Source organism: Umezawaea sp. NPDC059074 (assembly GCF_042738955.1).
Taxonomy (GTDB): domain Bacteria; phylum Actinomycetota; class Actinomycetes; order Mycobacteriales; family Pseudonocardiaceae; genus Umezawaea.
In genome coordinates, this window is record NZ_JBHYHC010000197.1 from 1 (window position 1) to 12,556 (window position 12,556).

Annotated in this window: 13 protein-coding genes; all 13 read right to left on the reverse strand. The window is 72.0% G+C overall.

All coding sequences use genetic code 11. From position 1 onward, the window contains the following. Position 1 precedes the first annotated feature (1 nt). Positions 2–628, reverse strand: coding sequence for an NUDIX domain-containing protein (locus ACFWW9_RS43260; RefSeq protein ID WP_390388966.1), 627 nt, complete (start codon positions 626–628; stop codon positions 2–4). Further along, a complete protein-coding gene (locus ACFWW9_RS43265; RefSeq protein WP_390388968.1) occupies positions 625–2,322 on the reverse strand; it encodes a CTP synthase in 1,698 nt (565 codons plus the stop codon). Before ACFWW9_RS43265 ends, ACFWW9_RS43260 begins: the two co-directional genes overlap by 4 nt. A gap of 125 nt (positions 2,323–2,447) precedes the next feature. Further along, complete coding sequence (locus ACFWW9_RS43270; protein WP_390388970.1) at positions 2,448–3,386, reverse strand: copper transporter; 939 nt, start codon at positions 3,384–3,386, stop codon at positions 2,448–2,450. After that, on the reverse strand, positions 3,383–4,567 hold the full coding sequence (steA, locus tag ACFWW9_RS43275; protein WP_390388972.1) for a putative cytokinetic ring protein SteA: 1,185 nt from the start codon (positions 4,565–4,567) through the stop codon (positions 3,383–3,385). The genes ACFWW9_RS43270 and steA overlap by 4 nt, the downstream gene beginning before the upstream one ends. 62 nt (positions 4,568–4,629) lie before the next feature. Beyond that, the gene (locus ACFWW9_RS43280) at positions 4,630–5,238 is read right to left on the reverse strand and encodes a hypothetical protein (protein ID WP_390388975.1); all 609 of its coding nucleotides are present in this window, start codon (positions 5,236–5,238) and stop codon (positions 4,630–4,632) included. After that, positions 5,235–5,879 carry a hypothetical protein gene (locus ACFWW9_RS43285; RefSeq protein WP_390388977.1) on the reverse strand — a complete coding sequence of 215 codons (645 nt, stop codon included), beginning with the start codon at positions 5,877–5,879 and terminating at the stop codon, positions 5,235–5,237. Before ACFWW9_RS43285 ends, ACFWW9_RS43280 begins: the two co-directional genes overlap by 4 nt. Positions 5,880–5,898: 19 nt before the next feature. Next, positions 5,899–6,423 carry a hypothetical protein gene (locus tag ACFWW9_RS43290; protein WP_390388980.1) on the reverse strand — a complete coding sequence of 175 codons (525 nt, stop codon included), beginning with the start codon at positions 6,421–6,423 and terminating at the stop codon, positions 5,899–5,901. 21 nt (positions 6,424–6,444) lie between these two features. Further along, positions 6,445–6,987 carry a hypothetical protein gene (locus ACFWW9_RS43295; RefSeq protein WP_390388982.1) on the reverse strand — a complete coding sequence of 181 codons (543 nt, stop codon included), beginning with the start codon at positions 6,985–6,987 and terminating at the stop codon, positions 6,445–6,447. Next, a complete protein-coding gene (locus tag ACFWW9_RS43300) occupies positions 6,984–7,940 on the reverse strand; it encodes a hypothetical protein (protein ID WP_390388984.1) in 957 nt (318 codons plus the stop codon). The genes ACFWW9_RS43295 and ACFWW9_RS43300 overlap by 4 nt, the downstream gene beginning before the upstream one ends. Beyond that, positions 7,937–9,724 carry a DNA repair protein RecN gene (gene recN / locus ACFWW9_RS43305; RefSeq protein ID WP_390388986.1) on the reverse strand — a complete coding sequence of 596 codons (1,788 nt, stop codon included), beginning with the start codon at positions 9,722–9,724 and terminating at the stop codon, positions 7,937–7,939. Before recN ends, ACFWW9_RS43300 begins: the two co-directional genes overlap by 4 nt. A gap of 83 nt (positions 9,725–9,807) precedes the next feature. Further along, positions 9,808–10,704, reverse strand: coding sequence for an NAD kinase (locus ACFWW9_RS43310; RefSeq protein WP_390388988.1), 897 nt, complete (start codon positions 10,702–10,704; stop codon positions 9,808–9,810). Beyond that, entirely contained in the window at positions 10,701–11,510 is an 810-nt protein-coding gene (locus tag ACFWW9_RS43315; RefSeq protein ID WP_390388990.1) for a TlyA family RNA methyltransferase, read from the reverse strand. Before ACFWW9_RS43315 ends, ACFWW9_RS43310 begins: the two co-directional genes overlap by 4 nt. A 4-nt stretch (positions 11,511–11,514) precedes the next feature. Continuing rightward, positions 11,515–11,688, reverse strand: coding sequence for a hypothetical protein (locus tag ACFWW9_RS43320; protein WP_390388992.1), 174 nt, complete (start codon positions 11,686–11,688; stop codon positions 11,515–11,517). Between the last annotated feature and the right edge of the window lie 868 nt (positions 11,689–12,556).

Below are 12,556 nucleotides of genomic sequence, written 5' to 3' on the forward strand. Positions count from 1 at the left end.
CTCAGTTCTGGCTGCGGGCCGCGAACGTGTGCGGGCGGTCGGGCCACGGGGCGTCCACGGGGCGGGCCTCTGCGCCCGCCAAGACCGCTTGGGCGGCCAGGACGCCGCCGACGGTGGCACCATTGACGATCTCGCCCGCCAGTGCCATCCGGACCGCTTCCGCCAACGGCACGCGGTGGACCACGAGGTCGGCTTCCTCGTCGCCTTGCAACTCTCTGTCCACAACGGACAGTTCCTGGGCCAGGAACACCCGCACCACCTCGTCCGTGAACCCCGGCGACGCGGCGACATCGACCAAAGTGGACCACCGCGCGGCAGCCAGACCCACCTCTTCGGCCAACTCGCGACGCGCGCCGTCGACGGGCACCTCGTCCGGCGAGTCGAGCAGGCCCGCGGGCAGCTCCCACAGCCGGTGCCCCAACGGGTGCCGGTACTGGTGGATCAGCACGACCTGGCCGTCGTCGTCGACAGCCACCACGGCGACCGCGCCGAGGTGCTCCACGACCTCGCGCAGCGCCGTCCCACCACCGGGCATCGCGACCTCGTCGACCCGCAGGCCGACGACCCGCCCGATGTGCACGTCCCGCGACGACACCGTGCGGAACTCGTGCGAGCCCGCGGCCGTCACTTGGCCCCCGCCGTGGCCTCGGCCAGCTCCACCGGCAGGCGGTCGGCGAGCCGGTAGTCCAGCGCCGCCTTCACGAACGCGGCGAACAGCGGGTGCGGCTTGGTCGGGCGCGACTTCAGCTCCGGGTGCGCCTGGGTGGCGACGAAGAACGGGTGCACGTCCGCGGGCAGCTCCACGAACTCGACCAGGCGGCCGTCCGGGGACGTGCCCGAGAACACCAGGCCCGACTTGGCCAGCTTGTCGCGGTAGGCGTTGTTGACCTCGTAGCGGTGGCGGTGCCGCTCGGACACCTCGGTCACGCCGTACGCCCGCGCCACGACCGATCCGGGCGTCAGCTTCGCCGGGTACGCGCCGAGCCGCATCGTGCCGCCCATGTCGCGCTCGCCGGACACCACGTCCTGCTGGTCGGCCATCGTGGAGATGACGGGCGTGCCGCCCTCCTCGAACTCGGCCGAGTTGGCGTCCTTGATGCCCGCGAGGTTGCGGGCCGACTCGATCACCATGCACTGGAGCCCCAGGCACAGGCCGAGCACCGGGATGCCGCGCGTGCGGGCGTAGGTGATCGCGCCGATCTTGCCCTCGATGCCGCGCACGCCGAACCCGCCGGGCACCAGCACCGCGTCCAGGCCCGCCAACGCGTGCGACGCGCCGGACGGGGTCTCGCACTCGTCCGACGGCACCCACACGACCTCGACCTTGGCGCGGTGGGCGAACCCGCCCGCGCGCAGGGCCTCGGTGACCGACAGGTACGCGTCCGGCAGGTCCACGTACTTGCCGACCAGCGCCACCCGCACGGTCTCGGTGGGGTTGTGCACGCGGTCCAGCAGGTCGCCCCACACGGTCCAGTCCACGTCGCGGAACGGCAGCCCGAGCCTGCGCACCACGTACGCGTCGAGGCCCTCGCCGTGCAGCACCTTGGGGATGTCGTAGATCGACCGGGCGTCCACGGCCGCCACGACGGCGTCCGTGTCGACGTCGCACATGAGGCCGATCTTGCGCTTGAGCGCGTCCGGGATCTCGCGGTCCGCCCGGCACACGATCGCGTCGGGCTGGATGCCGATGTTGCGCAGCGCGGCCACGGAGTGCTGCGTGGGCTTGGTCTTCAGCTCACCCGACGGCGCCAGGTAGGGCACCAGCGACACGTGCAGGAAGAACACGTTGTCGCGGCCCACGTCGTGGCGCACCTGCCGGGCGGCCTCCAGGAACGGCAGCGACTCGATGTCGCCGACCGTGCCGCCGACCTCGGTGATGACGACGTCCGGCACCAGGCCCTCGAGGTCCGGCTCGGCCATCGCGCGGATGCGGCGCTTGATCTCGTCCGTGATGTGCGGGATCACCTGGACCGTGTCGCCGAGGTACTCGCCGCGGCGCTCCTTGGCGATGACCTCGGAGTACACCTGCCCGGTCGTGACGTTCGCCTCGCCGGACAGGTCACGCGCGAGGAACCGCTCGTAGTGGCCGATGTCCAGGTCCGTCTCGGCGCCGTCGTCGGTGACGAACACCTCGCCGTGCTGGAACGGGTTCATCGTGCCGGGGTCGACGTTCAGGTAGGGGTCGAGCTTCTGCATGGTCACCCGCAGACCACGGGAAGTCAGCAACTGACCGAGGCTCGAAGCCGTAAGCCCCTTGCCCAAGGAGGACGCGACGCCTCCGGTGACGAAAACGTGCTTGGTGGTACGTGCGTTGAGCACCAACGAGGCTCCCGTGGTCTGAAGAATTCCGAAAGGGGGATAACCCCTGTCCACGGGCCACAACGCTAACACGCGGTGGGCGCGGCTCACCGCACCCACCGCGCAAAAGCTTCACCCCATCGGGCTAATCAGCTGGCCTGACCTGGTGAGGGGGCTTCGGCGTTGCCCGCGACGCCGTAGCGGCCGGACTTGCCGTCGAGCTGCTCACGGAGCGCGAGCACGGTGACCACGCGGCCCGCCGCGGTGTCGGCGTTGTCGACGGTCGACAGCACCGAGGTGGCCGCCGTGTCGGCTCGCACGACGCCGATGCCACCGGTGCCGTTGGCGGAGCCGTCGCCGCCCGCGAGCACCGAACCCGCGCCGGACCGGTCGAGCTGGATGGCGAAACGGGCGATGGTGGCCGCGCGGTCACCGGCCGAGTCGCCGGAGACCGCTCCACCGGTGAGCACGACGGCCAGTTGCGCCGGGCGGAGGCCTTGACCGGGTTTCACGAAACCCGCGCCCGCGAGGCCGCCGAGGGCGGACGCGGTCTCGTCGGCCGACGCCTGCGGCTGGTTGGTGTCCTTGTTGAGCAGCAGCACCGTTCCGAGCAGGCCGCCCGCGCGGGTGCCGGGGTCGGAGGCGGTGGGGAGCTGGGTGCCCGCGGGTTGCAGGCGGGCGACCAGATCGCGCAGCTGGTCGGACTTGCGGGGGTCGGCGAAGGAGTCGGTGAGCTGGAGCTCGCCGGTGACGGTGGCGCCCGCGGCGCGCAGCAGCGCGGCCAGCGAGTCGCGGTCGCCGGGGCGCGCGTCGGCCGTCGTCACGAGGACGACCGTGCGGTCGGCGAGCTGGGACTTCACCGAGAGCGGGCCGACGGACGTGGCGAAGCGGTCGGCCTCGGACAGCTTGGCGTTGAGGGCGTTGCGCTCGGCCTGGAGGTCGACGACCTGCCTGCCCAGCGCGCCGTTGTCGTCGCTCAACCCGGACAGCAGCCTGCTGCTGATCGCGGTGGACCCGAGCACGACGCCCACGGCGAGCGCCAGGAACACCGCCGTGATGGAGACGACGTGGTAGCGCAGCGAGATCACGAGAACAGCCCCTTCGACCAGTCGGTGACGGCGTGGAACGCGTCGACGGCGATGTCGACGTAGACGTGCCCGACCCCGGACACGGACACCGCGGCGACCATCGCGAGCACGGCGGCCAGCACCAGCAGGAGGATCACGCCGAACGAGACCCGGCTGCGGTGCAGGGTGGCGACGGCCGCGCCGTCGACCAGCTTGCTGCCGAGCTTGAGCCGGGTGAGGAACGTGGACGGGTTGGAGCCCGAGTGGCCGCGGTCGAGGAACTCCCGCAGGCCCGCCTGGATGCCGACGGTCACGACGAGGCTCGCGCCGTGCGCCTCGGCGATCAGCAGGGCGAGGTCCTCGGCGTTGCCGGACGACGGGAACGTCACCGCCCCGATGCCGAGGTCCTGGATGCGCTCCAGGCCGGGCGCGTGGCCGTCGGTCTGCGCGGGCACCACGACCTCCTTGCCCGCCTTCAGGGTGGCCGTGCCGATGCCGTCCGGGTCGCCGACGATCACGTCCGGCTGGTAGCCCGCGGCGAACAGCGTGTCCGCGCCGGTGTCGACGCCGACCAGCACCGGCCGGTACTCGCGGATGTACTTGCGCAGCTTCCGCAGCTCCTCGGCGTGGCTCGGTCCGCCCGCGACGACCAGCACCTGACGGTCGCGCATCGGCACGTACAGCTCCGGCACGCCGACCCCGTCGAGCACCAGCGCGCGCTCGCGGCGCAGGAACTCGATCGTGTTGGCGGAGAACGCCTCCAGCTGCGCGGCCATGCCCGCCTTGGCCTCGATCATCGCGTCGGCGATGGACTCGGCGTTCTGCTCCTCGCCGCGCGCGACCTCGGTCTCGCCGTCGTAGACGATCCCGTCGAGCAGCCGCAGCTTGGTGCCGTCCTTGATGTCGCGCAGGACGGCGCTGCCGACGTTGTCGATGAGCGGGATGCCCGCCTCGATCAGCAGTTCCGGCCCCAGGTTCGGGAACCGGCCGGAGATCGACGGCGACGCGTTCACCACCCCGACCACCTCGGCGGCGACGAGCGCCTCCGCCGTCCGGCGGTCGATGTCGACCTGGTCGAGCACCGCGACGTCGCCCGGACTCAGCCGCCTCAGCAGGTCGCCCGCGCGGCGATCGACCCGAGCGACGCCGACGGCGCCCGGCAGGTCGTGGTTCGTGCGGCTGAGCAACCCGGAGAGCTTCATGCGTCCGATGGTGGCTGATCCACTCGCGGGCGGCGGGAGCCACGCCGACCGGTTCGGGCAGCTCAGCCGGGTGATGATTCCTCTGTGGACACTGATGGGTGAATCGGGGCACCCATCGGTGGGGTAGCGGTGTCGTCCTCGTCCGGGAGCTGGTAAACGACCGCGCTCTCGGGTTCCGGGGCCGCGACGAACCGGGTCTGGGCCAGCAGACCGCCCGCCAGCGCCACGGCGCACGCGGCCACCAGCGTCCACATCCCGTCGCCCACGGTGGTGTCCATCGACCCCTTGGTGATGTCGTCCTGCCCTGCCGCCACGAGCACGAGTTGACCCACGGTCCACACCGACCCGATCAGCAGCGCGGGAGCCACGACCGCCAGGACCCTGGTCGGCGCGACGGTCCACGCCGGGAGCCGCGACCCCGCCACCACCAGCCCGGTCGCGACGACCAGCAGCACCACCGCGACGACCACCGGCACGCCGAAGAGGATCGGGTTCGGGCTGGACTGCGAGAAGCCGCCGGAGGACGAGTACTCGCTGCCCCACATGGTCAGCCGGATGGCGTTGCGGTACCCGCTGTCCATCCGCGTCTGCTCGAACAGCGGCCGGGCCAGGCCCATCACGGCCAGCACGGCACCGGCGAGCAGCGCGATCCCGCCGACCAGGCGCCTCACGAGTCAGCGCCGCCGGGAACCGGGAACCCCAGCGGAGGGGTGTCGGTGTCGTCCTCGTCCGGCAGCCGGTGGACGATCGCGCCGACCGGCTCCGGTTCCGGCGACGGCTCGACCCCCGGCCAGTCCTGCGCCAGCAGACCACCCGCCACCGCCAGGACGCAGGCGAGCACCAACGTCCACACGCCGCTCTCGACGGTCGCCGTGATGACCAGGGTCCCCTCCCCGTGGTTCGCCACGCTCGCCAGCACGAGTTGACCCACGGTCCACACGGATCCGAGGAGCAGCGCGGCCGCGCCCATCGCGCCGACGCTGGTCGCCGTGATCACCCGGTCGGGGAGGCGAGGAGCGGCCAGCACCAGGCAGGCCGCCACGACGAGCAGCACCGCCGCCACGACCACCGGCACGCCGTACAGGATCGGCGTGGAGTCGTCGTTCACCACGCCACCGCTGACCAGGTCGGTACCCCACAGCGTCATCCGGAACGTCGTCACCTGGTCGGCGCCGAAGTCGTACACCTGCCGGTACTGCGGCAGCGTCGACCCCACCACCGCCGCCACCGCGCCCGCGAGCAACCCCACCGCCCCCACGACCCGCCGCACCCGCCGCTTCGCGGCGAGCCCGTCCTCACCCTGCTGTTCCACGTTCCCCCCGTTCGACCGGCTACGCCGGCCCGCTGCGCTCTTCGCCGTCCGGCAACCGGCGCACGACCGGTCGTTCCTCCACGGGCACGCGAACCCGTTCTCCCTGCACGAGCACCGCGCCCACGAGGGCCACCAGGCTCGCCACCACCAGCACCACGACCCCGTCACCCGAGGTGAACTGGACCCGAGGCCCTGGTTCGGCCACCACGGCGACGACCTGCACGATCGTCCACACCGCGCCTGCCAGCAAGGTCGCCGCGCCCACCGCGGCCACCTTCACCGCTCGAGCGACCCGGCCGGGCAGCCAGGCGTCCACCAGGACCAGCGCGGCGCACAGGACCAGCAGCACCGAGGCCGCGAGCACCGGCACCCCGTAGAGCACCGCTTTCGACTCGCCCAGTTCCGTCTGCGTCCACGAGGTCACCACGAACTCCTGGGAGCCGGGGTTGTTCGGCTTCTGCTCGAACAGCGGCTGGAACGACCCCCACACCGCCAGCCCCGCCCCCGCGACCAGGGCCCCCGCCCCGACCTCCACCTTCGCCATCAGTCATCCCCCGCTCCCCTGTTAAGTGACCTGCTCCTCCGCGTCCGGCAGCCGGTACACGACCGGACCCTCGGGTTCGGGAGCGCGCACCACCGGTTCCGGCGCGGGTTGCACGAGGATCCCTCCCGCGAGCGCCACGGCGCACGCGACCGCCAGGATCCACAGGCCGAGGCCCGGTGTGGTCACGGTGATCGGGTCGACGCGCCGGTTGCCCTCGGCCAACCGCAGGAACACCTGGAGCACGGTCCACACGACGCCGATCAGCATCAGCGGCACGCCCGCCGCGAGGAACCTCGCCACGACGCCGAACCGGCCGCGCAGGAACAGGACGGCCAGCACGAGGAGCCCGGCCGCGACCACCAGCGGCACGCCGTACTGGACCGACGAGCGGAACTCGTCCGTGTCGGGCTGCGGGCCGGTGATGGTGCGGACGTTCCACGCCGTCACCTCGAACTCGAGGCGCTCGGCGAGCCGGTAGGACTGGCGGTAGACCGGCAGCAGCGACCCGACCAGCACGAGGACCGCGCCTGCGACCAGGGCGAACACGCCGATGTTCCGCCTCATGAACGGCCTGGGGGGTCGATCGGGTCGAGGGTGACGCGGGTGGTCGGCTGGGGCTCGTCCTCCGGGCCCTGCGGCCCGAACTCCTCGGGCGGGAAGCCGTACGACTCGGGTTCCTGGGGGCCGAACTCGGCGGGCGGGAAGCCCAGCGGCGGCGTGGCCACGTCGTCGACCGCCACGTCCGGCAGCTGGTAGATGATCGCCTCGTCGTTCTCGGGTTCCTCGTCGCGCTCGCGCAGCGCGTGCCTGCGCCGCCGCTTGCCGCCGGACGAGGGGACCGCGGCCTCGTCACGCGGGGGGTCGGCGGGCGGCGTCTTGCGCGTGAGGTCCGCGGCACGGGCCTCCTGCGGCACCGGGATCCGCTCCCGCTCCGGCACCACGGACTCCTCGCGCCGAGGGGCGCGGAAGCGCTCGCTGGTCCGGACCGTCTCCCGGACGCGTTCGGCGCGTTCCCGCAACTCGTCCTGGGTGGTGTCCGGCTCGGGCAGGTCCTGCACGAGCACCGCGCCGACCGTGCCGACGACCCAGCCGCCGCCGAGCAGCACCAGGCCGACGTCCAGCGTCTGGACGAGCGTCCCGCCCGGTGGCACGGCGGCCAGCGCGAGCGCCGACAGGTTGGTGATGAACAGGTACACCGACCACGCGGCACCCAGCAGCACGGCCGCGCCCGCGATGGCCGCCATCCGCCCCAGGGGCGTCGACGGGCTGTCGCGGAACACCAACCCGGCCGCGGCGAGCAGCAGCAGCGCCGCGAGCACCAGCGGCACGGCGAAACCGGGGGTGGACGCCCCGGCCCCGGTGCTGCCGAACGCCGTCACGACCAGGCTGGAGTTCTGCCCCGGGAACGTGCGGGTCTCCCGGTACAGCGGCAGGAGGACGCCGCCGATCGTCGCGACCGCGCTGAGCGCCAGCGCGACCGCTCCGATGAGGCGGCGGTTCATCCCGGCTGGATTCATGTCACCTTTTTACGCGTCTTGCGCCTCACCACGGGGGCGCTGTCCTTGTCCGCCTTGGCCGCCGCGAGCAGTTCCACGGCGTGCGCGCGGCCCGTGTCCGTCGAGTCCATGCCCGCGAGCATGCGGGCCAGCTCGACCACGCGCTCCGACTCGTCCAGCACCCGGACGCCGCTGCGCGTGAGGATGCCGTCGGCCGTCTTGTCCACCACCAGGTGCCGGTCCGCGAACGCCGCGACCTGCGGGAGGTGGGTGACGACGATGACCTGGTGGCTGCGCGCCAAGCGGGCGAGCCGCCTGCCGACCTCCACCGCGGCCCGACCGCCGACACCAGCGTCGACCTCGTCGAACACCAGCGTGGGCACCGGGTCGGAGTGCGACAGCACGACCTCCAGCGCGAGCATCACCCGTGACAGCTCACCGCCGGACGCGCCCTTGTGCACCGGCAGCGCCGGAGCGCCGGGGTGCGCGATGAGGCGCAGCTCGACCTCGTCGACACCGCTGGCGCCCGCGTGCAGCAGGACCTTGCCGACCTGCAACGCCTGCGCGTCGCCCTTCTCGGCGGCCCGCGGGTGCACGGCGACCTCGATGTTCGAGTGCGGCATCGCGAGCCCGGTCAGCTCGTCCGACACCTCCTTGCCCAGTTCCTCCGCGGCGCTGGTGCGCGCGGCGGAGACCTGGGCGACGTAGACCGCGAGTTCCGCGGCCAGCTCGTCGCGGCGGGCGGCCAGCGCGGCCAGCGCCTCGTCGGACGTGTCGAGCGTCGAGAGCCGCTCGTTCGCGTTGTCGGCCCACGCGATCACGCCGTCGATGTCGGCGGCGTACTTGCGGGTCAGGTGCTTCAGCTCGGACTGCCGCGCCAGCACCGTCTCGAGCCGGTTCGGGTCCGCGTCGAGGTGGTCGAGGTACGAGCCGATCTCGGCCCCCACGTCCGCGAGCACGGCCGCGGCCTCGATCAGCCGCGACTCCAGCCCGCGCAGCGCCGGGTCCTCCGACGTCGCCACGCGCCTGCGGGCCTCGCCGATGAGGCCCAGCGCGCCGGGGTTGTCCGGGTCGCCGTCGGCCGCGCCGCTCACCGCGAACTGCGCGCCCGTCGCGGCTTCGCGCAACTGGTCGGCGTCCGCGAGCCTGCGGGCCTCGTCGACGAGTTCGACGTCCTCCCCCGGCTTGGGGGAGACCGCCTCGATCTCGCCGAGCCCGTGGCGCAGCAGGTCCGCCTCGCGCGCGAGTTCCCGCGACCGCTCGGAGCGCTCGGTCAGCTCGTTCGCGACGCGCAGCCACTCCTCGCGCAGCCGCTGGTACTGGCCGAGCGGCTCGGACACGTCGTCGCCCGCGAACCGGTCGAGGACCGCCCGCTGCTCCGACGGCCGCAGCAGCCGCAACTGGTCGTTCTGCCCGTGCACGGCGAGGAGCTGCTCCGCGAGTTCCGCGAGCACGCCGACCGGCACCGAACGGCCGCCGAGGTGTGCCCTCGACCTGCCGTCCGACCCGACCGTGCGCACCGCGATCACGGTGCCGTCCTCGTCCGGTTCGCCGCCGACCTCGTCGGCGACCTTCGCGGCCGGGCTGCCGGCGGGTGCCCTGAATCGGCCCTCCACCACGGCTTTGTCGGCACCGGTGCGCACTCTCGACGCCTCGGCCCGACCACCACTCAGCAAGTGGAGCCCGGTCACGACCATGGTCTTGCCCGCACCGGTCTCACCAGTCACCACGGTGAATCCGGAGTCGAGTTCTAGGGTTGCCTCATCGATCACACCGAGGCCCTGGATGCGCATCTCGGCCAACACAGGGCGAACCCTAGCCGCACGCACCGACAGTGGGGTGCCTCGGGAGGCGAATCCGGTCACCACGGCGTGTCCCAGCGGGGCCGTCAGCCGACCGATGGCCCGCGCCAGCCCTGCACGGGCAGCGAGAACTTCTCCACCAGCCGGTCGGCGAACGGTCCTTCCCGCAGCCGCACGAGCTTGATGGGCGTCTCGCCACCGGCGACCTCGACCCGCGTCCCGGCGGGCAGGTCGAACGTCCGGCGGCCGTCGCAGCACAGCACGGCGGGGTGGCCGTTCGGGTCGACCTCGAACGCCACGGTGGACCGCGGCGACACCACGAGGGGCCGCGCGAACAGGGCGTGCGCGTTGCTCGGCACGACCAGCAGCGCCTGCACGTCCGGCCACACCACGGGCCCGCCCGCGGAGAACGCGTAGGCCGTGGAGCCCGTGGGGGTCGCGCACAGCACGCCGTCGGTGCCGAACGCCGACACCGGGCGGCCGTCGATCTCGACGACCACGTCGAGGATGCGCTCGCGGGAGCTCTTCTCCACGCTGGCCTCGTTGAGCGCCCACGTCTTCACGAGTTCCTCGCCGTTCACGGAGGCGGTCACGTCGACCGTCATCCGCTCCTCGACGTGGTAGTCCTGCTCGATGACGTGGGTGATGGCCTCGTGCAGCATGTCCGAGTCGGCTTCCGCGAGGAACCCGACCCGACCGAGGTTGACGCCCAGCACCGGGACCCCGGCCGCGCGGGCCAGTTCGGCCGCGCGCAGCAGCGTCCCGTCACCGCCCAGCACGAACACGAGCTCGGTGCCCTCGGCGGCCTTGTCGTCGGCGGGCACGATGCTCATGGAGCAGCACGGGTAGAGCTGCGGGGCCTCGTCGTCGAGCAGCCGCAGGCGCACCCCCGCCTCGGCGAAGCGGAGCGCCACTTCCATGGCCAGCTTGATGTTGCTCTGCCGCCCGGTGTGGACGACGAGGAGCACTTCCCGTTCGGTCATTGGGGCCCTTCCGCGACAGCGGTTCGGACGAGCGCGGCGGCGGTTTCCGCGTCCAGGGGGTCGCCCGGCCGGAGCCGGACGAAGAACTCGACGTTGCCGGACGGACCGGGCAGCGGGCTGGCGATCACGCCGTGCAGCCGCAACCCGAGTTCGGCGGCCGCGGCGACCACGGTCAGCACGGCGTCGGCCCGCAGTTCGGGGTCGCGGACGACCCCGCCGGACCCGAGGCGTTCCTTGCCGACCTCGAACTGCGGCTTGACCATGGGGACCAGGTCGCCGTCCGGGTTCAGGCAGGACTTGAGCGCGGGCAGGACGAGCTTGAGCGAGATGAACGACAGGTCGGCCACCACCAGGTCGACCGGCCCGCCGATGTCGTCGGGGGTGAGCGCGCGAACGTTCGTCTTGTCCTTCACGACCACGCGCTCGTCGGTGCGCAACCGCCAGTCCAGCAGCCCACGCCCCACGTCGACGGCCACGACCTGCCGGGCACCCCGACGCAGCAGCACGTCGGTGAACCCCCCGGTGGACGCGCCGGCGTCCAGGCACCGAGCACCGTCGACGACGATGTCGGAGAACGCCTCCAACGCCCCCACCAGCTTGTGCGCCCCACGCGACGCCCAGTTCGGGTCGTCCACATCAGCGCGCACCACCACAGCGGCATCGATCTCCACAGCGGTAGCGGGCTTCGTCGCGACCGTGCCGCGAACAGTCACCCGCCCGTCGGTGACCAACTGACTGGCGTGTTCTCGTGACCGGGCGAGCCCGCGCCGCACCAGCTCGGCGTCCAGCCGAGACCTCCGAGGCACCGGGTCAGACCTTGTCGATGCTCGACAGCGCGACCGTCAACGCCGTGTGCGCGATGTCGAACCTCGCCACGTGGTCCACGATCTCCAGGTGCTCCAAGCCCTCCAGGCCGGCCAACGCGGAGTCGATCCCCACCACGGGGTCGACCGGCGGACCGGGCAGGGGAACGTCGACGTTCACTCGTTCACGGTAGCGGATCGCCCCGGCAGAACACGCGCGAGAGTGGCATAGGGCGCTTCCCGCCGAAAACCTGAACCGACGACCCGAACCCCACGTAGAAACCAAGGTGAACCCTGCCCGACAACCAGGCAGGACACAGATGAACACCGGGCCAGACCAGCGGCCACGGTGCCCCCGGACCGCCCTCACAACCCATATCCCCTTGCCACCACAACTTTCCCGAACGGCAAGGTTTTCACTCAAGCGGACGACCCACCCGCCCCAACGGACGCACGCACCAAGCACACGCGGCCAAGAGGCAGGGGCAGAGCTCAAGGCCGAACCACCCAACCGGGGCAAGAACCAACCGGACGCACTCAGCCCAGGCAACCCGAAGGCGAATACACGCAAATCGGGCGAACCCGAGGGCCGAAGCACACACATCGAGCGGCCCCCAGGGCGACGCACTCAACCCGAGCAGACCTCAAGAGGGAACCACCCAACCAGGGCCAGCCCCGAGGCGGACACTCTCAACCCGAGCAGCCCGAAGGCAGAAGCACCCAAGCTGAGCGGCTCGAGGACAGAAGCACTCAACCAAGAAAACCCGACAGCAGAAGCACTCAGGCTGGACTACTCGCGAGCAGAAGCCTTCAAGCTGGGCAACCCGCCAGCAGAACCCTCAAGCTGGGCAACTCGACACCGGGAGCCCTCAAGCTGAGCAGCTCGACAGCAGGAACCTTCAAGCTGGGCAACTCGACAGCAGAAGCACTCAAACTGGGCACCTCAAGGACGGGAGCACGCAACCCGGGCGTCGCCCAGCCCCCTCTCCCCACCCCGATCCGAAGCGCCTTCGCACCCGTTTTGTCTTGTCAAGGCATCTTTCCCGCCT

Coding starts and splice junctions, on each gene's coding strand:
- ACFWW9_RS43300 (WP_390388984.1), bottom strand. CDS start 7,940: ATGAATCCAGCCGGGATGAACCGCCGCCTCATCGGAGCGGTCGCGCTG.
- steA (WP_390388972.1), bottom strand. CDS start 4,567: ATGAAGCTCTCCGGGTTGCTCAGCCGCACGAACCACGACCTGCCGGGC.
- ACFWW9_RS43295 (WP_390388982.1), bottom strand. CDS start 6,987: ATGAGGCGGAACATCGGCGTGTTCGCCCTGGTCGCAGGCGCGGTCCTC.
- ACFWW9_RS43290 (WP_390388980.1), bottom strand. CDS start 6,423: ATGGCGAAGGTGGAGGTCGGGGCGGGGGCCCTGGTCGCGGGGGCGGGG.
- ACFWW9_RS43310 (WP_390388988.1), bottom strand. CDS start 10,704: ATGACCGAACGGGAAGTGCTCCTCGTCGTCCACACCGGGCGGCAGAGC.